Raw genomic sequence first — 23,397 nt, 5'->3', positions numbered from 1 at the left:
TACTGACTGCTGACTGCCGTTTCTAAAGCGTACCATAGTGTGCCTTGTCGTCTTCCTCAATGGTTTCCTCGCCGATGGAAACGCCCAATTTGTCTGCAGCTTCCTGAAGTTGATTGTAGATAGTATCGGGTATCTCAATCCCTTCCACCAATCGCTGTGTGCGGAACCGGTGCTCAAAATCACCAGGAACCAATACCTCATCAAAGCCCGGTGCCGGTGGTGTGGATTTGATGCCGTCTAAGAAGGCACGGACACCTCTCTGATATTCATCAACCGGTGTGAAAGCGTTGACATCAATGGCTTGCATGAAAGTGCCACCCATTCTGCCACTTTCTGTGTCAAATGTCCCAGCCAATCCACCAAGGAGACAAGTGAACATAGCAAGAGCATAACCTTTATGTTTCCCAAATGCAAGGAGTGCACCACCATCGTAGAAGTCGGCGGGTTTGACACTCGGCATCCCCTCTTTATCAAGGATGCAGCCCTCCGGTAAGTCGATACCTTTGCTCCGCGCGACCTGGATCTTCCCCTCAGCAATCATACTCGTGGCATAATCAACGATAAAAGGACTGTCATCGCCGGTTGGCACCCCCAAGGCAATTGGGTTTGTGCTGAAAGTGCCTTGCGAACCACCATAAGGCACCGTCGGCCCCCCACCTTTACCACCTGATCCTACGCTGATAAGTCCAATACATCCGGACTTCGCCGCTGCCTCTGCATATTCGCCCAATCGTCCGATATGTCCAATGTTGCTGATGCTGACAGAGCAGGAGACAGCAGTTTTTGCTTTCTCAATGGCTTTGCTAATTGACCAACGCGAGACATAGTGTCCAAATCCACGTTGCGCATCAACACGTAAAGTATTAGGGGTTTCCGCGAGGACTTCGGGTTCAGCGGCAGGATTCAAGTGTCCATCATCAATGCCGCGTAGATAAGCAGGTACACGTAGCACACCGTGTGAATCGTGTCCGGCGAGGTTGGCGTTAACAAGGATTTCGGCGACATCCTCTGCAATGTGCCGCGATGCACCGGCGGCAACGAAGATATTGCGTGCAATCGCATGGAGGTGTGGTGCCTGAAGTAGATGCGTTTTTTCCATTATGTGGGTCCTTTAGATATAAATTTAGTTAGCAGTGTGATAGATTCTGGAAACAATGCATCCTATTGTATGGAATATGTCTTTTTTGTCAAGAGGAAAAGGGAATTGTTGCTACCGGAGAAACGCTATTCAAAACTGCCAACCCTCGCAGCGGCAGGTGGACGCGTCGGAAGTTCTTTTTCAAGTAATAAGTCTTCCGGCACATAACCGGAATAGTCAGGAATCGAGCCGTGCGTCAACGCATACACTACCACATTCGTCATGAAACGGTAGACTCCTGGCGAATAGTGGACACTACGCGTCGGGTAACTGACAGTCTCCATCGCGCACATGTAATCGCGACGGACAACAACGGACAACTTCTCACCAACAGAGATACCTTCAAGGTAGTTCCGTTTCGGTGGACGTGTGCCCCACCAGAAGATGTCAAAACCGACTGGAGGACCCCCCATCCCATAGAAGTTATTGTAAATTTCGTGGTTGTTGGAGATCCGTTCAACTTGATATTCAGGCATGACGTAACGCATCTGTGAGAGAAAAAGGCGAACCATTGCCTGCATAGGAGCATTCACACCACAGTCGTCAAAGACGAGAAAGCCGCCTTTTTCAACGAGATAGCGACGCATACCAGCGGCTTCAGACTCGCTGAGGCGACCATCTATTCTACCGGTACCATACTTCCATCCATACATCTTCCGAGAACGGACGAGCCCCGGATCATGTCCTGTCATAAAGGCGAGCGGTGTCTTGAAGAGGTTTGCATCGTTGAGTTTCACCGCGCCTCCCTCAACGTTCATATCGGTTTTGATTTTCGTGCGTTCGTTGAGCCATTGCGTCAGGGCGTTGAGTGCAGAAGCATCTGCCCACCAGTCAGAAAGTTCATGCCGGACGCGAGCAAAACGGAACACACCGTGGATGTCCCTACCTTTACCGATGACGCGTCCACCCGGTTCGCCTTTGGGAAGAGGTGGTACGACATAACTGGAAAGGGTAATGTTTTCGACGACATCGCCGAGCGCATCGCGTGCAGCACCGACATTTTCAACCATTGAGAGTCCCGGTGGATGCTCAAGAGTGGCCTTCAAATGTCCTGCGATACCACGGACAACATCTTTCGTTCGTGCGGAAGGTACCGTTATCACAGGCGCGGAAAATGCTAAGGCATCTGGGGCATCTGACACGAGTAAATCAGCATGTATCACATCTGTTGGCACTGCCCGGTTCGGCGTAACTACTTTCAGTCTGTTTGGATCTATTGGCGGTTTTACTCTGACGGTTTGGTACGAAAACCCAAGTACCTTCTGCGATCGGAACGTCGGTTCACGGAGAAACACAGTATCCAAACGTGGTGGCACCTGAATCTGCTCAATGACAATTTTTCGTGTTGGAACAGTCGGCTTAACAGCGGGTTTTACAAGAGACCGCCCAATCATAGGTTTCGGTGGCTCTTCGGGTTGGAGCACTTCAATGCCCATCAAGTCTTTAAACCGTTCAGTCTGTGTGACAAGATAGATACCAGCAACAAAAGCGATGATAAGATGAAGGACCAACGAAGTTATTAACGCACCTGAAGTTATTTTCTCACGCATTCGTCATCACCTCGAAAAGATAAACTTCCTCGAAAAGATAAACTTATCGAGACAAATATAATTTTGATGCCAATCCTAATAGAGTTGTTCAGTTACCAGCGGTAGATAACTGAACAACCTTGGATAAAGTGAACAGTTTTTAACTGCTCTTAGACACAAAACGCTATTCAAAATTACCGACTCTTGCGGCTTGAGGGGCGCGTGTCGGGAGCTCTGTCTTCGCTAACTTATTCTCCGGCACATAACCAGAGTAGTCAGAAATCTGACCGTGTGTCAACGCATACACCACAACATTCGTCATGAAACGATATACACCCGGTGAATAGTGAACAGGACGCGTCGGGAGACTCACGGCTTCCATCGAGCACATATAGTCGCGACGGACAACGATAACAGACAACTTATCCCCAACAGAGATACCTTCAAGATAATTCCGTTTCGGTGGACGTGTGCCCCACCAGAAGATGTCGAAGCCGACGGGAGGACCCCCCATTTCATAGAAGTTGTTATAAACTTCGTGATCATTTGGGATCCGCTCAACCTGATGCTCAGGCATCACATAACGCATCTGTGCGAGAAACAGACGAACCATCCCCTGTGCAGGTGCATTCACACCACAGTCGTCAAAGACAAGGAATCCACCTTTCTCAACAAGGTACCGACGCAGCCCCGCAGCCGCAGCCTCACTGAGACGGCCATCCAGTTTACCACCACCATATTGCCGTCCAAGGAGGTTTCGAGAACGGACAAGTGCTGGATCATGTCCTGTCATAAAGGCGAGCGGCATTTTGAAGAGGTTGGCATCGGTGAGCTTCACTGCGCCACCTTCAACATTCATGTCGGTTTTGATTTTCGTTCGCTCGTTGAGCCACTTGGTTAACGCGTTCAAGGAAGAAGCATCCGCCCACCAGTCAGAGAGACTATGTTTGACCCGTGTGAAACGGAATACACCACGGATGTCTTTCCCTCTTCCGATAACGTGGCCATGCGGCTCACCCCTGGGAGCAGGTGGCACTTCGTCAGAACCAAGATTTATTCTTCTATTAACATGATCAATACTGCTATTTACGGCACCAACATATTCGACCATCGCAAGTCCAGGTGGATGCTCAAAAGCAATCTTTACCTGAACTGCAGTGCCAGCAACACCACGACCAATATTAGCCGGTCCAGCTGGGACACTTGCCACAGGAGCAAAGAACGCCAAGGCATCGGGAGCGTTTGAAACTGGAACATCTGTATGTGTTACAGTTGGTGGGACTGACGCATTCGGGGCGACCACTTTCGGCACATTTGGATTGATTGGTGCTTCGACTTTGACAGTCTGATTTGAAACCCCAAGCACTGTCTGGGGTCGGAAAATATCCTTATCACCGAAGACGGTTGTTACACGGGGTTTCACTGGCGCCTGTTCAACAACAATTGTATTTTGCGTCGGAACAGTCGGTTTCGTAAAAGATCTCACAATAAGTTTCCGTACCGTAGGTTTCGGTGGTGCTTGCTGTTTGAGTACTTCAACACCTATGAATTCTTGGAAATGAGGCGTTTGAGCAATCAGATAAAGACCAGCAACAAACGCTAACACAAGGTGAAGTCCCAAAGAAGTCAACAAGGCACCTGAGGTTCTTTTCGTACGCATTCGTTATTACCTCCAAAAATAATCGTTGTTAGAGGTAAATGCAATTTCTGTGCCAATGCAAACAACGCTGAATCTGCGGTAATTCGTGGCTTAAACGGGTTAAATTGCACGGAAGGGGGCATCAGATTGCACAAAAAAGGGCAACCTTCAGTGGAACTATGGCAAGTACGGTAAGACTTGGAATTACGAGGGCAGTGTGAAATTAGAGAATAAGTTGGGTTTCACTGCGTTCAACCCAACCTACTTTTTAGTTCCTTCAAGGAAACTTGGACGCGCTGGAAGGTAAAGATGCTACTCGAAACTACCAACCCTCGCGGCAGCAGGTGGACGCGTCGGAAGTTCCTTTTCACGTAATAAATCCTTCGGGACATAACCGGAGTAGTCGGAAATCGCGCCGTGTGTCAACGCGTATACTACAACGTTTGTCATGAAACGAAAGACACCAGGTGAATAGTGAACACTACGCACAGGGAGACTGATAGACTCCATTGAGCACATGTAGTCACGACGGATAACGATAACGGAGAGTTTGCCACCGATGGAGATACCTTCGAGGTAGTTCCGTTTCGGTGGACGTGTGCCCCACCAGAAGATGTCATATCCGATCGGAGGTCCACCCATCCCATAGAAGTTATTATAGACTTCGTGATCGTTGGAAATGCGCCCAATGTGATATTCAGGCATAATGTATCGCATCTGCGCCAGGAAGAGGCGAGTCATCGCCTGTGCAGGTGCCTCTACACCGCAGTCGTCAAAGACGAGGAGCCCACCTTTTTCGACGAGATAGCGACGCAGTCCTGCTGCTTCGTTGTCAGAGAAACGACCATCTATTCTACCAGCACCATAATTTTTTCGGTGGAGATCGCGAGATCGGACAACTGCTGGATCATGTCCGGTCATAAAAACGAGCGGCGTTTTGAAGAGGCTGGCATCGTTGAGTTTCAATGCGCCGCCTTCAACGTTCATATCGGCTTTAATTTTGGTGCGTTCATTGAGCCATTGCGTCAATGAGTTGAGCGCAGAAGCATCCGCCCACCAGTCAGAGAGCGTGTGTCGGATGCGTGTAAAACGAAATACGCCTTGGATGTCTCTGCCTTTGCCAATCACGCGCCCCCCTGGTTCCCCATTCGGTAGCGGTGGGACAACATACTTGGAAAGCGTAACGTTCTTGACGACATCGTCAAGCGCATCGCGTGCAGCACCAACGTTCTCAACCATTGTCAGACCCGGTGGACGTTCAAGGGTGACTTTTAACTGTCCTGCAATACCGCGGTTGACGTTTCTCGCTTGAACGGAAAGGGCTGTTACCACAGGTGCAGAAAATGCCAAAGCATCAGGTGCATCTAACATCAACACCTCACCGTGTATCACACTTGTTGGCACCCTCGGATTCAAGGTGTTTACTTTCGGGACGTTCGGATCTGTTGGGGGCTTTACTTTAACGGTTTGGCTCGAAAATTTCAGGCCTGTCTGTGGCTGGAACCGAGACTCGCGAGGAGGTATCGTCTCCACACGGGGCTGCATCTGAATCTGTTCAATGACAGTGCTTTGCATCGGAATACTCGGTTTAATGGAAGGTTTCACGACATACGTCGCCACCTTAGGTGTCGGTCGTTCCTTCAGTTCCAGGATTTCGATACCTATCAGATCCTTAAACTCTCTCGTCTGTCCGAGCAGATAGATTCCGACAACAAAAGCAATAATAACGTGACACATCAATGCAATCATTAAAGCATGCGAGGTTACTTTTCTGTTCATTATGTCCTTACCTCCAAAACGTAAAACTGTTGATATGAAGGTAGTAGCAATTTTCGTGCCAATGTTGAATACGCCGAATTCGCGGGAAATGTGTAGATTCAACGAGGCAAGCTGCACAAAAAATGAACAATCGTATTTTTAAAATATACAAAAAGGGGCTGCAGTCAAATCAAAGTGAAGAGGTGTTACCAGTTGGAAGAACGGCACCTCTTCGCCAGTAACGAGCAGGAATCCCAGTTGGAAACCGTACTTACCTCGGTTGGGTGAGAGTCAAGGCACCCACTGCCTAAAGGCAGGGGCTTGTGCTTCGTAGACGGTAGCGGTTTTCGCAAACGCGTCAATCGTCTTACACCGTCTCCACAACGGGACCACGAGCAGCCCGTAAAATGTTTATCGCAGCGTTTATGTCGCGGTCGTGGTATGAACCACATTCCGGACATGTCCACTGCCTATCTGAAAGAGAAAGATTTTTGTTGTGATACCCGCAATCCGAACACGGTTTTGTTGTAGGGGTCCACTGCCCGACTTGACGGAACTCGCGATTATGTTTGAAACACTTGAACTTCAATATGTCAACAAACTGTCCAAACGAAAGGTCAGAGACTTTACGTCCCCAAAGCCGTTTCATACCTTCAAGGTTCAGCGTCTCGGTCGCGATAAAGTCAAACCTTCGGCAAAGATCTGTCGCAAGTTTGTAGTGCCAGTCTTTGCGTTGGTTAGCAATATGCCGATACAGTCTCGCAAGTTCACCGACAGCACGCCACCAATTGTTAGAACCTTTGACTTTTCGGCTGAGTGCTTTGTTGCGTTTTCGGAGTTCGTTCAAGGATTGTTTCAAAGGTTGTGGGTGTTGTATTTTCTCACCCGTGTTAAGGGTCAAGTATGTATCTATACCGAAATCTGCTCCTACGCTTTCACCTGTAGCAGGCAAGATTTCTCTCGAATTGTCATCTGTCACGATATACAGATAGTAAGTGCCAGCAGCATCGCGAAGGATTTGGATATAGCAGACCTTCCCCTGCCATTCACGGTGCTGGTGGAAAGAGAACCAGCGTTTATTGAACTTAAATGTTTGTGTCGATTCGTCCCATTCTTTGAACGAAATACGCACACGACCTTCTTCAAGAAGATAGGCAGTTTGAAACTTGGCGGAACGATAACGACCTTTACGCTTAAACTTTGGACGACCACAACCTGGTATGTCAAAAAAACTTTCCCAAGCAAGGTGCAGACGAATAATCACAGCGTCAAGGGTGTCGCGCGGTATCCATGCCCAATGTTGGTGTGTGCGTTGGAGCAAATGTGTCAAATGGGGCTGCAACCGATAACGCCCCGCATACTTACCATAGATACGGTAATAGCGGTTCTCAAGTTTGAGAAAATGGTTATGCACATCACACAAGTCGTCAAGCATGTTGCCAAGACGCATACTTTGTGGGTGTTCGCGTATCTGATATTTATACACTCTGCGGTGCTGTTTTCTTTTTCGTTTCTTTTTCATGGAGTCGCACGTATCACGCGTTTATCCCTGACAAGTGGGAGGAAACCAGCACATGGTTTCCGAGAGACTATGCTCGTCTTGCTGGTTTTCAACGTGATACTATCATCATATTACATCTTGAACCAATATCAAGAAAAAAAATATAGGTGTGGGCATTCCTCCCCAAGCTAAAGCATGGGGTCTCCTGCCCGAAGATTGATGGAAAATCTATCCTCTATATAGTGTACGCATCTGCTGGATGACTTTTGGTAGTTTGGCAATAACCGCGTCAATCTCGGCTTCGGTTGTGTTTCTACCGAGCGAAAAACGGACGGTGCCTTGTGCTAAACGTGGCGGTAAACCGAGTGCGGCGAGGACATGCGACGGCTCCATAGAGCCGGAAGTACACGCCGAACCCGTTGAGACACAGATGCCTTCCATATCCAAGCGTAAGATGAGGCTTTCGCCCTCCACATTTTCAAAGGAGACGTTAAGCGTGCCGGGTGCACAGTGGTCGGGGTGTCCATTGTAGTGTAACCGATCAATGTGTGTATCCAATCCTTCGCGCAATTGCTGGGTTAATGAGTCAAGATGCTGTGCGTAGGTACGCTGCTCCTGTTTCGCAAGATCAGCAGCAGCACCAAGCCCTACGATAGCAGGGACGTTTTCGGATCCGGCACGTCGGTTGCGTTCATGCGAACCCCCGTGGACGAGGTTCGCCAACCGAGTGCCGCGGCGGATATAGAGGACACCAATACCCTTGGGCGCGTAAATCTTGTGCCCAGAAAACGCCAAGAGATTCACGCCGAGTGCTTGGACGTTCATCTCCAACTTTCCAACCGATTGCACGGCATCGGTGTGGAGAGGGATCTCGTGTTCCTGAGCGATTTCACATATCTTTTCAAGCGGCTGGACAGTACCATTCTCGTTGTTGACGTGCATGATGGAGATCAGCACCGTCGTGTCGCGGATCGCCTCGCGGAGCTGCTCAATATCAATTCGTCCATACCTATCTACGGGAAGATAAGTTACCTCAAAACCGCACTGTTCCAAATATTGACAGGTATGCAAGACAGCGTGATGTTCTACAGAGGAGGTGATAATATGGTTGCCTGCGCCGCGGCTCTTTTGCAACTCGGTCAACCCTTTGATGGCGTGGTTATCTGCTTCGGTACCGCTCCCAGTGAAAACAATCTCACTCGGACTTTTGGCACCGATAAGTTCCGCGACCTGTTCGCGTGCGGTGTCAATCGCAGTGCGTGCCTCCCGCCCATAAGCGTGGATACTGGAGCCGTTGCCGAATGCCTCGGTAAGATAGGGCATCATCGCGTCCCGGACTTCCGGATGGAGTGGTGTTGTGGCGTTGTAATCTAAATAAATCCGTTCCATGTTTTTTGTCCAAATTACGATTCAAAGAGGATCACTCATAAGTTCGATGATTCCAAAAGGTTATCCGATTTGCATCAATCTTAATGTCCGGCACGGACTGACTTCCGCGGACCCGTCCATTTGCATCTAAAAATGAGAGATTGAGTGTATGCGTGCCTGCGGGGAGCGGCATCCGCACCATAAAAATCTGATTCGGCAGTGTTCGCCAAGAACGCGTATCCGCCTGCTCTGTTAAAACGCCCGCGAGATTCGTAAGGAGACCTAAAGCTTCGTGTTTCTTATTTGCCTGTCGAGTCAGTAGGTATTTCCCTAAGGCACGTGCTAAAGTTCGCAAGAGAATGAGAGGACGTTGTGCATTGAAGGTTTCTATTGCGATGGTTTCCACATCTTCTACAAGCACGCCTGTCTTTTGATCTTGTCCTACTGCTATTTTGATTCCTGCGAAGCGCGGACGATGGGAACTAATTGTCGGAATCGCGACCCGCAGGAGATATTCCAATTCGACATCCTCAAAGACCATTCCTTGGCGTCCTATCAGCGTAGGAACAAACTTTTCATCTTCCACATCATCTTTTTTCAGGATCGGAAACGTCAAAGACTCTTCAGTTTTGGCAGGGACGTAGCCGCTTTCATAAAAGAGAATCAACTCGCCGGTATTTTCAGGACGTGGTGGAAGTTCACCATATTGCTGCTGGTAACGCTCAAACTCATCAGCAAACCCAAGCCTGCGTGTCAATCGGACCAGTGCGTTTCCGATGTCTTTTGGTGTTTCCACGCCGGTTTTTTCTGAGGCGTTTTTATAGTATTCGGCGGCTTGCTTGTAAGAAATCAAGGCATCATTCCACTCACCAGTGGCTTCAAATAATACGCCAGAAAGGTATGCCAAAAAACCAGTGCCGAAGAAATCATACTTCTCGTCTTCACCCTTGAAGTAGTTAATGAGATTCGTGGCACGGCGGCACTCTACCAATGCGCCATCTAACTGACCTTGATAGACATAATTGAGCGCACGATAATAGTGGCTTAGCAGCCGTTCATACTGCGTACCAGAATAAGGACGTAATTTGTCGGAGGTGACCAAGGAACCTAACTCTTTTGAAACACTTTTCGTATAACGGTCCTCTGCAATATCTCCGGCTATGTCAAGTGCTGCATTGCTTTCCGTAAAATGGTTGGCGTAATGGGCGACCAACCCCAATTCAAACTGGTATGGAATATCCGGTGTTTTCGGTGCGTGTTTCTGAAGATAGGTGTAGGCACTTTCTGGCTGTCCACTCTCCAGTGGTTCTATGACTTCTTGAAATTTATAGCCGCCACACCCTATCATCAGGGAAATAATAAGCAGAAAAGGGAGTGTTTTGATCATCGGTCTCCGTAAATATGAAGCGAATAATAGCGGGCAGGCACGGGGACCCGCCCCAACAGACGCATCGCGAACGTTTTACATTTTAAACTTGCCTCGTCCAACGAACTTCTTAATCTTCTCCTGACCGATCCAAATCTTCTCGTTCGTCTCAATGTTTGTCAACGTGAGATCTGTTTGATAGAAGACGACCTGATCGCCGCCCTCACGGTCCTCAATCGTATTGATTTCACCTGTCATCATGTAGTCGGCACCGAGTTCGCGTCCCATCCGTTTAACGGTTTCGAGTGCAGCGAATTCTCCTTGGTCGGCGCGTTCTTCGCGAATCTCACTACGTTCACTCGAACTTGATACAGTGCGGACCTTCCCCGAATTAATGAAGGCGCGCTCAATATCGGTTATAAATGTAGCGACAGGGATATGTTCCATGCTTTTATTACGGATGCCGCCTACAATCACAACCGGTTTCCCACCGGTATTTATACCGTGATCGTTTATCCACGGGTGATTTAAGCAATCGCCAATAATCTTATTAGCAACCATGCGAGAATCTGTGTCATTCCAACGTCCAGACAGATCAATCGTGGTGTCGGCAGCAACACGGGTAACTTGTTTAGAAGAACTGCAACCGCTAAAAACTATTATTCCGGTGAGGAAGGCGCAAATTGTAAGGCTATAAACGATAGGCTTGACTGTCAAAATTTTATCCATTAGAAATGCTCCTTTTTGCGAATAGTTCTCAGCCATCAGCATTCGGTTGTCAGCAGGGCACAGTATGGCAGGAATGTTTACGATAACCACCACAAGGTTCTCTTTCTGATCGCTGACTGCTGATGGCTGATTGCCAATTAAAAATCTAAGTCGGCTTCCTGAACGATTTTGTCAACGAAGGTGTCAAGTGCCATTGCACCGATGTCGCCTTCATCTCGACTGCGAACGCTGACGGTGCGACTCTCCTCCTCGCGTCCACCAATAATTAGCATATATGGAACACGCTGCAAGCGGGCTTGGCGAATCTTCGCGCCAATCTTGTCGTCGCTGTTATCCAACGCAACACGACACCCTTTTTGCGAGAGAAGCTGCTCGACCTCTTTGCCGTAGGCAACGAAGCGTTGGCTGATCGTCATCACAACACATTGGACCGGAGAGAGCCATGTCGGAAAGGCTCCGGCATAATGCTCAATCAGCATCGCGATGAAGCGTTCAAAACTTCCACAAATCGCACGATGGATAACCACGGGACGCTTTTCAGACCCGTCCGGTGCGACATAAACGAGATCAAACCGTTCGGGCAGTTGGAAATCGAGTTGCACGGTAGCACACTGCACATCTCGGTTCAGTGAATCCCGCACTTGAAAATCGAGTTTGGGACCGTAGAATGCTGCCTCGCCGGGATCAATAGTGTGCTCAACCTGATTGTTTTTTAACACATCCTTAAGAATTGTTTCCGCGCGATCCCAGACCTCCACATCGCCCATAAACTTCTCCGGGTTTCGTGTACTCAAATCACATCGGAACGGTAAATCGAAAGTGCCATAAATGCGTTGGAAGAGTCCAAGAATGCGCTCGTATTCATCCGCAATCTGGTCTTCGGTGACAAAGTTGTGAGCGTCATCCTGACACATTTGGCGGACGCGCGATAAGCCAGTCAGTGTACCTGTGGCTTCGTTGCGATGCAATACGCCTTGGTCGTGTAGGCGGTAGGGCAGGTCTCGGTAACTGTGGCGTGTGCTTTTATAAATGAGCATGTGCGCCGGACAGTTCATCGGTTTGAGCGCACTTACTGATTCACCATCATCGCTTTCGACGAGGAACATGTCGTCTTTATAGTGTTCCCAATGCCCAGAAGTTTCCCAGAGACTACTATCGTAGATAAGAGGTGTCCGTACCTCTTGATAGCCTTCGCTGAGATAGAGTTTCCGCACTTTCTCAGACAGGAGATTATAGATAAACGCGCCTTTGGGGAGCCAAAACGCACTGCCGGGAGATTCGGGATGCATCTGAAAGAGTTCCAACTCACGTCCGAGTTTGCGATGGTCGCGTTTGGCGGCTTCTTCGCGTTGTGTTAAGTATGCCTGAAGGTCGGCTTTAGTCTCCCATGCGGTGCCGTAAATTCGTTGCAACTGCTCGCGATTGCTATCACCGCGCCAATAGGCTCCTGAAACGCGGAGCAGTTTGAAATATCGGCATTCGCCTGTTTTTTCAACGTGTGGTCCTTTACATAAGTCTGTGAAATCACCGTTGTGATAGATAGAGACACCTTCGTCGGCAACACCCTCATCGCTCGCACTAACTTCCCGGTCAGAGATTCCGTCTATTAATTCAAGTTTGAATTTTTGGTCTCGTTCACCGAACCATTCACGGGCATCATCGTAGGTCCAGGTTTCGTGTTCAAAAGGCACATTGGATTTAATCATCGCCTTCATGTGCTTTTCGATTTCGGGGAAATCGTCGGGTGTAATCGGGCGTGGCACCTCCATATCGTAATAGAACTCGTTTTCAATCGGCGGTCCGATTGCGAGTTTAACGGTACGTTCGCCATCTGGAAATAGTTTTTGTACGGCATACGCCATGATATGCGCGGTCGAATGGCGTAGGCGTTGTTCGTAATCTTCAGGTTGATTGGGTTCACGCATTGCGGTTTACTCTCTATATGTCCATTCGTGTAGGTTTCAAAATTGGTCTTAATAGATTTAACGTCCTTTTTCGGACTCCGTTTACGAAATAATTCTACACGATATAAGGCGGAAATGCCAATTAAAAAACCTGTCAAGTCAAACCGCTTAGTTTTTGGAGGGTTTTATTCGATTGACGATGAGGTTTACGGTATAAAGGACTTCGCTATTTCAAATCGTCCGAATCACATAACACACCGGTGTAGTTCTCACCAACGGCTATACTCATTGGATGTAATGTTCCAAGGCGGGCGACCGATAAAAAACGATCCGTGTGACCTTCAACAAGATCAATAATAGAGAAGAATCCGTTCGCGTTTGATGTGTAAAGCAGATCACCTGAAATCTGAAAATCTGTGAGGGCTCCCACTTTATCTTTAGCGGATATCAGATGACTCCACTGATCTTGAGCGACCAAAAGTACATTTCCTGCGTTAGCGGCATACACATCTGTACGTTTTCCGAGATTGACCGTGTAGAGATGCGCGAGACAGTTTCCCGTCACGTCGTAATGTTCAAGCATGCCGCCACGCCGCACGTAGCGTGATCTTGGCCAGACAATTGTAATATACGGGTTTGAGTCTCTATAGTTAGCAAATACCAGATAATCCTTTGAAAATCGGAGTTTATCATATCTATCACCACATAACTCCAAGAAGTTCCCATTTTGATAGGCAAGTAGGACCTGCCAAGACTTGGCTCTATGAATCGGTTTTACTGTAGGTCCCTTGGGTATAAGCCCTAAAAACCAGAATTGCGGTAGGGCAACAGCGTCAACGAATTGAGCGTTCTCCTTTGCTAAATGAAAAATATGCAGATAGTCATTGGTATCCATAACATATAGGTAAGATTCATGAACATCAAAATCTTTGATTTTGTTTGTGTGGTTTAAGCGTACGATAGATCGCAGTACTGGACGATTCGGATTTGAGACATTGACAACATAAAGTTTATAACGACTCGCTATATAGACCTGATCTCCAACTACGCGTGCCTTGCCAATTTCATCAGAGAACGCCAGAGATGTTACATAAGATGGATACTGAGGGGCAGATAGTTCAATGACGTGTAGGTGTTGCGTTGTCGTAATATAAGCGTACTGCCCTGAAAAGACAACGTTGTTGTTTGAACCGACACGGAACGGCAGCGGAATAGAACTCGCAACTATCGGATTTTTCACATCCGTAGTATCTACAACAATGAAAGTACTCCCTTGTGTTTTTACGGGAATTGCAGTTTCTCGGCTTTGTTTGAAAACGCCCAAACCGCATCCCATATTAATAATGACAATTAGCGGCACAATCACAAAAACAAAAGTTGATCTGGCAAAAATTGTTCGCACTGTTTCACTCCTTGGCAAAGACTGACCCAATGATATTTCTACAACTATTATTCATAAGAAATATGATGCAATTTCTATGCCAATGAAAACACGCTCAATAGAGCGATAAAACCGGCTTTACAGTCGTTGAATTGCACGAAAAAGGGCAAACCAATCTAAAAAAATGCACAAAGCGGTGCAGTTTTGAGGGAACTTCGCAGCGGACATCCGTTGGAGCAAGAATTGTGGAAGGATGGGCGATGCTGGACTTGAACCAGCGACCTCTTGCATGTCAAGCAAACGCTCTAGCCACCTGAGCTAATCGCCCGTTTAGAGAAAAGAATGGAGGTGGCGGTCGGAATCGAACCGACGAATAAGAGTTTTGCAGACTCTGGCCTTACCACTTGGCTACGCCACCAAAAGATGGAGCGGGAGACGAGATTTGAACTCGCGACCTCCACCTTGGCAAGGTGGAGCTCTACCACTGAGCTACTCCCGCATAATATTGATAATTTGCGCAGAAGAGAGTACACATCTTCAAAGCATATATAGTTTAATATATTTGCTTTTAAATGTCAAATTAAAATAGCAAAAATTTGATTTTTTGTCAAAAATTTTTGACACCACCGAGACGTACCAACAGACTAAGTGCGGTAATCCGCATTAATCCGAATATAATCGTAGGAATAATCGCAGGTCCACATCGTTATCTCAGTGTCCCCAGCGCGAAGATCAATCGTGATCCGCACTGGATCCTGGGCGAACAGCGCGGTGGCTTTGTCTTCATCGTAACCAGCGTCCATTCCGTTTTCGACGAGTCGATAATCGGCAAGATAGACATCCACCTGATACGGGTCAAATTCCGCTCCCGATTTTCCAATCGCCATCATGATTCGCCCCCAATTGGCATCGTTGGCAAAAACGGCAGTTTTAACGAGTGGCGACTCCGCAACTGCACGCGCCGCGCTTTCAGCATCGCTCCGATTTTTGGCGTGTTTGACGATCACCTCAACGAGTTTCGTTGCACCTTCGCCATCACGGGCGAGCATCTTTACCAACTCGGTGCAGACAAACTGGAGTCCCTCACAAAACGCTTCGTAATCTTCTCCATCCGTTGCAACGATATTGGCGTTATCAGCAACACCGGTCGCGAGAATCAGCACAGTATCATTCGTGCTGCGGTCGGTGTCAACCGTCAAGAGATTGTAGGTATCATCTACGACGCGGTTTAAGGCAGTTTGGAGCATTTCGGCACTGATTCGGACATCCGTGGTCAGATAGGAGAGCATCGTCGCCATATTGGGGGCGATCATACCGGACCCTTTGGCGATCCCACCGATTTTCACAGGTACACCGTCAACCTCCACCGCTACGGCGACAGATTTCGGATGCGTATCGGTCGTCATAATCGCTTCCGCGGCATCGGCACCACCTTCGGTGCTGAGAGCACTCGCGGCGGCTTGGATCCCGCTTTCGATTTTGTCCATTGGCAATTGCTGTCCGATAACGCCAGTGGAGGAGACGAGAACGAGATTCGCATCTATACCGAGTTGTTCGGCGGTTGCGGCAGCCATCCGTCGTGCGTTTGCCATGCCTACCTCGCCGGTGCAAGCGTTGGCATTCCCGCTATTGACAATAACGGCTTGTGCATGTCCATCGCTGAGATGCTCGCGACATACAAGAACTGGCGCAGCGGTGACGCTATTCTTTGTGAAGACTCCAGCGGTGGTCGCTGGCGTATCGGTAACGATGAGTGCTACGTCCTTTGCATCGGCTGCTTTAATTCCGGCATGGATACCTGATGCCCGGATACCCGAAACCGCGGTGATCCCGCCATCTATCTGTTTCATGAAACGCTCCTTGAGAAATGATGTAGGGCAAAATTATACTATGTCTTGAAGGAAATGTCAAAAGATAAAAAATAGTTATCAGTCGTCAGTTGTCAGTACTCCCTTATCAGAACGACTGGCGAAATCAAGGTGTTCTTTAGTTCCAAACCTGTAGTCCGTAACGTAGTGGAGGACGGATTTGAGAAACGCATGTGAGAGTTGAACGCACGCTGTTCCTCCGCAAGGTAAAATAAAAAAGTAAAATTAAAAAGCAAATAAAATGGAAGTATGATATAATTATTCGCAAATACTGAAAAAAGACGAGGAAATAAAGATGCACACCATTTTAGAACGCTACCAAAAAACTTTTGCAAAAGATAGAGAGATGTCAGACGCTGCGAACCATCTGTTTCCCGATGGCGTAACGCACGATGGACGGTATATGTCACCCTTTCCGGTTTACATCACCCGTGCCGAAGGCTCAAAAAAGTGGGGGCTTGAGGATAGGGAGTTCATCGATTACTGGGCGGGACACGGGGCACTGCTCCTCGGACACAATCCACCGGAAGTCGTGGAAGCCGTAACAACACAGATGCAACGCGGTACACACTATGGTGCATGTCATCCATTGGAATTAGAATGGGGTTCGCTCGTGACGCAGTTAATTCCTTCAGCGGAACGCGTCCGATTCGTTAGTTCCGGCACGGAAGCAACACTGATGGCAATCCGCCTTGCGCGGACCTATACAGGAAAAAATAAAGTGTTGAAATTCGCTGGACATTTCCACGGTTGGCACGACAGCCTCATCTTAGGCGCATATCCACCTTTCGATATGAGTGTTCCCGGTATCCCACAAGAGATAAAAGATACAACGTTGCTATGTCCACCCAACGACATTGACGCTGTTGAGACACTGCTGAAAACAGACGAAGACATCGCCTGTGTCATCCTCGAACCGACAGGCGCATCCTTCGGCATCGTTCCGACGGACGGGACATTTTTAAAGCAGCTGCGTGAACTGACAGCAGCACACGACGTGTTGTTGATTTTCGATGAAGTAATCACCGGATTCCGGGTCGCACCCGGCGGTGCGCAAGCACATTACAACGTCACACCAGACATGACAACGCTGGCGAAGATTTTGGCGGGTGGACTCCCCGGTGGCGCGCTTGTTGGCAAAGAAGAGATCCTTGAATTGATCTCCATGAAATCAGAACGCGACGGCTTGAAAATGCCACACCCCGGCACCTTCAACGCGAACCCACTCTCTGCCGCCGCGGGGATCGCCATGCTCAACATCATTAAAACAGGCGAACCGCACAAGCAGGCGCATCGGATCGCAACACAACTTCGCACAGAGCTCAACAGCGTTATTGATGACTACGGACTCGACTGGGTGGTTTACGGCGAATTTTCGGGGATTAGACTGCTCATAGGACACGGTGAAAAAGATGTCCGTGCCTCCGATTTCGATCCGCACACGTGGGATTATCGGAAACTGAAAGGTAACAGCGATCCAGATATGCTGGAGCGTCTCCGCTGTGGCCTGTTGCTGAACGGCGTTGATCTCGCCAGTAACGGTGGAATGACGATGGCAGCGCATACGGAGGAAGACATCACGAAAACAGTTGCAGCATTTGCACAGACGCTTGAATGGTTGAAGGCGGAAAACGCGTTTTAAAGATGGATTCATATAGCACGCTATCAAAAGGTAAAGGAGATTGAATGAAGACGATTACGTATCGGGACGCGCTCAAGGAAGCACTCGTAGAAGAGATGGAACGCGATGATGCCGTCTTTCTGATGGGTGAAGACATCGCTGAGTACGGCGGTGCTTATAAAGTAACAGACGGACTGTTCCAAGATTTTGGAAAGGACCGCATCCGAAACACGCCGATCTCGGAAGCCGCCATCATTGGTACTGCGCTCGGTGCAGCGGTCACAGGTATGCGTCCCGTCGCAGAGTTGATGTACATCGACTTCACAGCGGTGGGTATGGACCAGATCGTGAACCAGGTCGCGAAGATTCGTTATATGGTCGGCGGGCAGTTGGATGTGCCACTCGTGATTCGGACGCAGGGGGGTGCCGGTCGATCCTCCGCAGCGCAGCATGCACAGAGCCTTGAAGCGTGGTTCGTGCACATCCCCGGTTTGCTCGTTGTGATGCCCTCTACACCTTACGATGCAAAAGGGTTACTGAAAACTGCCATCCGAGACGACAATCCGATTATGTTCATTGAGCATAAACTCCTCTATACAGAAGAGGGAGAAATCCCTGACGAAGAGTATACAATTCCGTTGGGTGTCGCGGACGTGAAACGTGAGGGTGATGATATAACAATTCTCGCGACATCGCGGATGGTCTTGAACGCACTCATCGCCGCAGATACACTTGCTGAGGAAGGGATCTCTGCCGAAATCATCGATCCGAGAACGCTAATGCCGCTCGACAAAGAGAGCATCTTCGACTCTGTTCGGAAAACGAATCGGCTACTCATTGCACACGAGGCAGTCGGTAGGGCTGGTTTCGGTGCGGAGATCGCCGCACTTGTCGTGCGAGAGGCGTTTGACTATCTTGATGCACCGATTGAGCGGGTCGCAGCCATGCCCGTGCCTGTCCCCTTCGCACCGGTGATGGAGAATTTCGTTATCCCGAACGCCGAGCAAATTGCGGATGCCGCAAGGAAACTCGTCCGTTATGAAATCTAATTGCATTCGGTGAAGCACTGGCGCGTTTCGCTCGCGCGCCAGCAGCCGAAAATTACACCTCTTCCGTGTTTACTAACCTCTGATACGCCCGCGTCAAACTCAAGACGACCGGTGTCCACACCATCGCCGCCACCATCGCCGTAATTGAGAACGCAATACCCGGAATCGTCTTTACAACCAATTTTACCAATTCAATCACACCTGCACTCCCACCTTTTGAGAAGCGGTATCCAAACGAATCAATAACTTGCTTCGCGCGATAGCGTGAGTCGTACGAGAGCGGCATATAGAACAATTCCTTCCCTGCCCGAAAAACCGAGTAATCTAAGGCTTTAAAAATCACGTACGCCGCTGTTCCTGTCCGAAGTGACGGGGAAAGTGTCAGAATAAGACTACTGACGAAGTGAACTATTGGAATAACGAGATGAATGTAACGCAGGGCAACAAACCTAAGCGCGAGCGGCACCACCACCAATTGCAAAATACCAGCGGCAAGTCCGAGATTTCCATACACCGAACCGTAAAATGCTGTCCGCATATCCTTATCAGGTCTCTCCAGTTCCACCAATAAATTGAACCGAAGATCCAGCACAGTGGACACCACTTGTGTGCTTATAATCAACACACCGATAAAGACCAGATACTTGGAACGAAAAAGGGTTCTTATACCAATGTGTCCGAGTCTACCACCAGTCTCTTCTTCGCTGGGTTTGGGTTCACCGCCGAACCTGTAAGCCATTACACCGAGAACCGCTGTCGGTACGAGAGACCCCGCTGTGAACAGTAATAACGCCTCAGTGCCTAATACAGTTGCCAATTGACTCACAAGGGTTCCACCGAGGAACGAACCGAGAGACGCGACAGCGCAGAAGGGTCCATTAATACGCTTCGCCTGCTCAGTTGTCAGCACACTGTTCACAAACGACCAAAATTGCTCAATGACAATCACGATATACGCTTCACGGAACACATAGATAATCGCCGCAGCGAAATGCATGCCGCGGGAAAGCGCAGTATAACACCAGAGGATCAAAGCGGCAGAAAAAAGCAAGGTCACTACCAAAGCACGCGTCGCACCCTGCCATGAGAGTAAACGTCCGTAACCGTAGAGCAGTACGATCATACTCGGCGGGATCGCCATCATACCGCGTGGGAGGTTTTCTGCACCGTAAGCATCAACAAACAAGGAAGTGGAGACAGAACGGATAAATTCATAACCGAATAGCACAAAACAGGCGGCACTACTGATCGCAATCGCGGCGAAAATAAGTCGTCGTGGAAACATTATGTAGGGTTGTCCCTTCAAGAAATTTCTTTACCTTTTCGGAATGCTATCCTCGTCTGGACGCGGGTTGTGGACCCAATGTCCACTCGGATCGCTGCCTCTGGCGACAATCGCGCGTTGATTCCAATCGTTTGAGGCGCGGACCTCAGGCGGTACAAATCGCATCGTCAACCCGCAACGCCGTCGATCTGAAGTGTTCGGTTCAGAACCGTGCAATAGCAAATCTGAATGCAAAGACATCTGCCCGGCTTTCATCTCAAACGGAAAAGGCGCGTCCCCGTATTGTGTAGCCCCGTGCACCGTCTGACCCAGTACATTCTTTTCCTCAGCGGTGCTCGGTTCAAATGCGATTTGCCCGTGTAAATGTGATTTCGGAATGACGGTCATCGCACCGTTCTCAATCTCAGCATCATCAATCGCGAGCCATACGGTGACAGTCTTGCTTGGCGAAAGGGGCCAATAGGAAGCGTCCTGATGCCAACTCACCTGCTTTACATCACCCGGCATCTTGCAGAAATAGTGCGTTCCCCAACAGATAAGCACTTCACCCAGTAGATCTTGCACATAATCCAGAATTCTGCCTTCGGTAATCAGATCGTGAATACCGGGGCAGGTGGTATGCCATCCGTTGATGGAGTAGCTATTCATCCCTGCCGCGAGTGCCTTTTCCATGAGCTGATCGAAATAGGCGCGGTGTTCCGCCATCTCCGCTTCGGAAAAGACATCCAACGGTGAAATAAAACCTCTCTCGTTGAAGTGCTCAATTTGGGCATGCGTTAAGGTCGATGGATTGTCGTTTTCAACACGAAAAAACTGAAGTGTTCGATTGAGTTCCGGCATTGCATCCGTAATCGGCATCAGAAGATCCTCGTTTCTTTACGTGGGTCAGAAGTTTATAGTGTGGGTATGATACCAAATTTGGTCTCGGCTGTCAATTCTGTTTTGCTGGTCCGCTAAAGGAAGTAATACTTCGCCCGTTCCGCTTCTTCCATGCGATCCGAGCGTGTTCGATACCACCTGATTCAGACAACTAACACCAACAACCAAACTGCCGACAATTATATCTAAACACAACGAATACGTCAATTGAAAACGGCATTCTTCTACTAAATGCCGACTTATTTTATCCAACGGACAGAAAACTGGACACTCAATGACGCTGGCTCACACGAAAATTCAACTTGACATTTAGGAGGAATAAGTTTATATTAATGCACACAGTGTATTCGCAAATGAGTTGTCTAACCCCTTTGGACAGAAGAACAGACATACCCACAGAGACCTACCGATTAGAAAAACACGTAAGAAAATGGACGAAAAACGAGCAAGCGGACGCTATTATACTCGCGGAAACCCGTTTCAGTTGGAACCGTTCCAGACATGGGCAAAGGCATCCAATCTGGAACAACAGATCGCTTTAGAACCCTTTGCCGGTGCTAAAGACATTCCACAGTTGATTGACGAAGCACATCTGCAGTGCCGCGATTGGTCATTTTTTGACATTGAGCCGGGCACAGAAGGCATTGTACAACGTGACACGCTCGCGGATTTTCCTAAAGGATTCAATGTTTGCATTACCAACCCACCGTGGCTGGCACGCAATTCCGCAACGCGTCGCGGCTTACCCTTTCCCAAAGCAACCCGCTACGACGACCTTTACAAATATGCCCTTGAACAGTGCTTGGTGCACTGTGGATGGGTCGCAGCAATTATTCCAGAGGCGTTCATTCGGAGTGGTCTGTTCCGACAACGGTTGCACGATTTCATCTCCTTAGTCCCACAAACAGAAGGTGAAACCATAAAAAAAAATAAACCAAGAGACACCTTCTATATGTTTGAAGATACCGAGCATCCGGTAGGTCTCGCCCTGTTTACGCCGGACGTAACATCGGACGTTAGGGTATGGCGCAACAATCAGTTTCTCGGAGGACTCCGTGAACTACGGACACACCTGCCTCAATCTTCCAGCAATCGTAACATTGTGTTCAATGACCCGAACGGAAACCTTGGACTCATTGCTATAGATAACACCGTTTCTGCGTCTATCCGCTTTTGTCCACCAGAAGAACTAAAAGACTATCCTATCCGTGTCCATTGCCGCTCCATCACAAAAATTGGCGTACCGTGGCGTGTGGACGTAGATATGCTCAATGCGCGCTTAGCAAAAATCCGAGAGAAAACTCACGATGTTTTCCTAACAGCCTTCAAGGGCATACGCCGCGATGGATGCTATCGACGACGATTGGATTGGGCATTGTCGCGTGCTATTGTTGATATGGAGTAAAAGAATGAATACCCAAAAATTCGTCTGCACACTACTTTTGATAACACTTATTACTTCCGCAGGATGCGTCCCCGGCGATGGCAAACACACCACCGAGAAACCCGCTGGCTTTTTCTGGGGCATCTGGCACGGCTGGATCGCCCCTATCTCACTAATATGGGGAATTTTTAATCCAGATATCCGTGTCTATGAACCTCAAAACACAGGGTGGTGGTATGATCTTGGGTTCTATATCGCGATTATCAGCGGCTTCGGTGGTATCTCCTTTACGCGGCGCAAACGTAAAAAGACCGTAGGGCAGACCAGCAACAATTCTGATTAAAAACACTAAAGTCCGCGAGAAGATGTGATGAAAACTTTTGAAACTCGAGGTCCTTTGGAGATGCAGCGGGGTAATACTATGTTGTGTTCGTCATCGGAAGAATCCAGCACCCCGGACAGAAACGGAGACTGTCAAAGGTTTCACCATTCGGAGCTACGTCATCCCTATCATGCAAGAACCACCTTCACAAGCGATATAGTGAAATTCTAAGTCGAGCCAGATAACAAGGCATTACGCACTGTCAACAAAGGAGACCTAAATGTTAATAACACGAGACGATATTCAATGCATCGGTGATGAAGATACGCTGATGCACTTTTTGGAAGAGAAATTGGACCTACCCATTCCAGAAAAAGCAACGCTTGCACAGATTGCTCTTCCCTTGCCACTTCCATTTCTTGGGCTTGACCAGTCTATCTCTGAACATATCATAGATTGTCAAGACTTCAGAGGATTTTCTCAGGATACTTTAGGAGATCGGAGACCATTCCTCGTTCGATTTAGACGTGAGTCAGACTTTTCAGAAATTCTACGTAAGGTCGCGAAAGGTTTATCCCAGCAAGACATCAATCCGGAGGAAATCTTCTTTATATGTGCGGATGAACATTTCAAACCTTTTGCGTTTGCTTACTTCGGCGATTCAGATACTGAAGAT

At 48.5% G+C, this 23,397-nt stretch carries 18 protein-coding genes and 3 tRNA genes; 5 read left to right on the top strand and 16 right to left on the bottom strand.

All coding sequences use genetic code 11. The features are described from left to right. Positions 1-22 precede the first annotated feature (22 nt). The 14 genes from OXH39_09035 to argJ form a co-directional block, all read right to left on the bottom strand. A complete protein-coding gene (locus OXH39_09035) occupies positions 23-1,099 on the bottom strand; it encodes an Ldh family oxidoreductase (GenBank protein ID MCY3550591.1) in 1,077 nt (358 codons plus the stop codon). Positions 1,100-1,224: 125 nt separating this feature from the next. Next, complete coding sequence (locus OXH39_09030) at positions 1,225-2,688, bottom strand: DUF4159 domain-containing protein (GenBank protein ID MCY3550590.1); 1,464 nt, start codon at positions 2,686-2,688, stop codon at positions 1,225-1,227. 163 nt (positions 2,689-2,851) lie between these two features. Further along, complete coding sequence (locus OXH39_09025) at positions 2,852-4,327, bottom strand: DUF4159 domain-containing protein (protein ID MCY3550589.1); 1,476 nt, start codon at positions 4,325-4,327, stop codon at positions 2,852-2,854. Positions 4,328-4,618: 291 nt separating this feature from the next. Further along, a complete protein-coding gene (locus OXH39_09020) occupies positions 4,619-6,085 on the bottom strand; it encodes a DUF4159 domain-containing protein (GenBank protein MCY3550588.1) in 1,467 nt (488 codons plus the stop codon). 346 nt (positions 6,086-6,431) lie between these two features. Next, entirely contained in the window at positions 6,432-7,586 is a 1,155-nt protein-coding gene (locus tag OXH39_09015; protein MCY3550587.1) for an RNA-guided endonuclease TnpB family protein, read from the bottom strand. A gap of 207 nt (positions 7,587-7,793) precedes the next feature. Then, the gene (nifS, locus tag OXH39_09010) at positions 7,794-8,954 is read right to left on the bottom strand and encodes a cysteine desulfurase NifS (GenBank protein MCY3550586.1); all 1,161 of its coding nucleotides are present in this window, start codon (positions 8,952-8,954) and stop codon (positions 7,794-7,796) included. 31 nt (positions 8,955-8,985) lie between these two features. Next, positions 8,986-10,320: a hypothetical protein gene (locus tag OXH39_09005; protein MCY3550585.1), complete on the bottom strand. Its 1,335-nt coding sequence runs from the start codon at positions 10,318-10,320 to the stop codon at positions 8,986-8,988. A gap of 75 nt (positions 10,321-10,395) precedes the next feature. Beyond that, the gene (locus OXH39_09000; GenBank protein MCY3550584.1) at positions 10,396-11,028 is read right to left on the bottom strand and encodes a penicillin-binding protein activator LpoB; all 633 of its coding nucleotides are present in this window, start codon (positions 11,026-11,028) and stop codon (positions 10,396-10,398) included. Between the two features lie 137 nt (positions 11,029-11,165). After that, complete coding sequence (thrS, locus tag OXH39_08995; GenBank protein ID MCY3550583.1) at positions 11,166-12,953, bottom strand: threonine--tRNA ligase; 1,788 nt, start codon at positions 12,951-12,953, stop codon at positions 11,166-11,168. A gap of 205 nt (positions 12,954-13,158) precedes the next feature. Next, complete coding sequence (locus tag OXH39_08990) at positions 13,159-14,334, bottom strand: hypothetical protein (GenBank protein ID MCY3550582.1); 1,176 nt, start codon at positions 14,332-14,334, stop codon at positions 13,159-13,161. 233 nt (positions 14,335-14,567) lie between these two features. Then, positions 14,568-14,641: transfer RNA gene (locus OXH39_08985), tRNA-Val, on the bottom strand. 15 nt (positions 14,642-14,656) lie between these two features. Further along, a tRNA-Cys gene (locus tag OXH39_08980) sits at positions 14,657-14,731 on the bottom strand. A gap of 6 nt (positions 14,732-14,737) precedes the next feature. Beyond that, positions 14,738-14,812, bottom strand: a tRNA-Gly gene (locus OXH39_08975). A gap of 145 nt (positions 14,813-14,957) precedes the next feature. Then, positions 14,958-16,163, bottom strand: a complete 1,206-nt coding sequence (argJ, locus tag OXH39_08970) for a bifunctional glutamate N-acetyltransferase/amino-acid acetyltransferase ArgJ (GenBank protein ID MCY3550581.1) — start codon at positions 16,161-16,163, stop codon at positions 14,958-14,960. Positions 16,164-16,476: 313 nt separating this feature from the next. On the opposite strand from argJ, the gene OXH39_08965 reads away from it, so the two are divergent. Both OXH39_08965 and OXH39_08960 read left to right on the top strand, forming a co-directional pair. Beyond that, positions 16,477-17,823 (top strand): aspartate aminotransferase family protein, encoded by a 1,347-nt coding sequence (locus OXH39_08965; GenBank protein MCY3550580.1) that lies wholly within the window; start codon positions 16,477-16,479, stop codon positions 17,821-17,823. Between the two features lie 44 nt (positions 17,824-17,867). Further along, a complete protein-coding gene (locus OXH39_08960) occupies positions 17,868-18,851 on the top strand; it encodes an alpha-ketoacid dehydrogenase subunit beta (GenBank protein ID MCY3550579.1) in 984 nt (327 codons plus the stop codon). A 52-nt stretch (positions 18,852-18,903) separates the two neighbouring features. On the opposite strand, the gene OXH39_08955 is transcribed toward OXH39_08960, so the two are convergent. Continuing rightward, entirely contained in the window at positions 18,904-20,136 is a 1,233-nt protein-coding gene (locus tag OXH39_08955) for an Npt1/Npt2 family nucleotide transporter (GenBank protein MCY3550578.1), read from the bottom strand. 30 nt (positions 20,137-20,166) lie between these two features. After that, positions 20,167-20,994, bottom strand: a complete 828-nt coding sequence (locus tag OXH39_08950; GenBank protein ID MCY3550577.1) for a phytanoyl-CoA dioxygenase family protein — start codon at positions 20,992-20,994, stop codon at positions 20,167-20,169. A 451-nt stretch (positions 20,995-21,445) separates the two neighbouring features. Here OXH39_08950 and OXH39_08945 point away from each other — a divergent pair, with 451 nt between their 5' ends. From OXH39_08945 to OXH39_08935, 3 genes are all read left to right on the top strand, one after another. Next, a complete protein-coding gene (locus tag OXH39_08945) occupies positions 21,446-22,420 on the top strand; it encodes a hypothetical protein (protein MCY3550576.1) in 975 nt (324 codons plus the stop codon). A gap of 4 nt (positions 22,421-22,424) precedes the next feature. After that, a complete protein-coding gene (locus OXH39_08940; protein MCY3550575.1) occupies positions 22,425-22,742 on the top strand; it encodes a hypothetical protein in 318 nt (105 codons plus the stop codon). A 259-nt stretch (positions 22,743-23,001) separates the two neighbouring features. After that, a partial coding sequence (locus tag OXH39_08935) for a hypothetical protein (protein ID MCY3550574.1) occupies positions 23,002-23,397 on the top strand: 396 nt, incomplete at its 3' end.

The sequence above is a fragment of the Candidatus Poribacteria bacterium genome, from assembly GCA_026702755.1.
Taxonomy (GTDB): domain Bacteria; phylum Poribacteria; class WGA-4E; order WGA-4E; family WGA-3G; genus WGA-3G.
The sequence above is the reverse complement of the archived record's forward strand: the minus strand, read 5'-3'. Positions and strand labels throughout refer to the sequence as shown.

Excerpts from the sequence above, each read along its gene's own strand:
- OXH39_09030 (MCY3550590.1), bottom strand. The coding sequence starts at position 2,688 with ATGCGTGAGAAAATAACTTCAGGTGCGTTAATAACTTCGTTGGTCCTT.
- OXH39_08950 (MCY3550577.1), bottom strand. The coding sequence starts at position 20,994 with ATGCCGATTACGGATGCAATGCCGGAACTCAATCGAACACTTCAGTTT.
- OXH39_09015 (MCY3550587.1), bottom strand. The coding sequence starts at position 7,586 with ATGAAAAAGAAACGAAAAAGAAAACAGCACCGCAGAGTGTATAAATAT.
- OXH39_09025 (MCY3550589.1), bottom strand. The coding sequence starts at position 4,327 with ATGCGTACGAAAAGAACCTCAGGTGCCTTGTTGACTTCTTTGGGACTT.
- OXH39_08955 (MCY3550578.1), bottom strand. The coding sequence starts at position 20,136 with ATGTTTCCACGACGACTTATTTTCGCCGCGATTGCGATCAGTAGTGCC.
- argJ (MCY3550581.1), bottom strand. The coding sequence starts at position 16,163 with ATGAAACAGATAGATGGCGGGATCACCGCGGTTTCGGGTATCCGGGCA.
- OXH39_09035 (MCY3550591.1), bottom strand. The coding sequence starts at position 1,099 with ATGGAAAAAACGCATCTACTTCAGGCACCACACCTCCATGCGATTGCA.
- OXH39_08945 (MCY3550576.1), top strand. The coding sequence starts at position 21,446 with ATGGACGAAAAACGAGCAAGCGGACGCTATTATACTCGCGGAAACCCG.
- OXH39_09020 (MCY3550588.1), bottom strand. The coding sequence starts at position 6,085 with ATGAACAGAAAAGTAACCTCGCATGCTTTAATGATTGCATTGATGTGT.
- OXH39_09000 (MCY3550584.1), bottom strand. The coding sequence starts at position 11,028 with ATGGATAAAATTTTGACAGTCAAGCCTATCGTTTATAGCCTTACAATT.
- nifS (MCY3550586.1), bottom strand. The coding sequence starts at position 8,954 with ATGGAACGGATTTATTTAGATTACAACGCCACAACACCACTCCATCCG.
- thrS (MCY3550583.1), bottom strand. The coding sequence starts at position 12,953 with ATGCGTGAACCCAATCAACCTGAAGATTACGAACAACGCCTACGCCAT.
- OXH39_08940 (MCY3550575.1), top strand. The coding sequence starts at position 22,425 with ATGAATACCCAAAAATTCGTCTGCACACTACTTTTGATAACACTTATT.
- OXH39_09005 (MCY3550585.1), bottom strand. The coding sequence starts at position 10,320 with ATGATCAAAACACTCCCTTTTCTGCTTATTATTTCCCTGATGATAGGG.
- OXH39_08960 (MCY3550579.1), top strand. The coding sequence starts at position 17,868 with ATGAAGACGATTACGTATCGGGACGCGCTCAAGGAAGCACTCGTAGAA.
- OXH39_08965 (MCY3550580.1), top strand. The coding sequence starts at position 16,477 with ATGCACACCATTTTAGAACGCTACCAAAAAACTTTTGCAAAAGATAGA.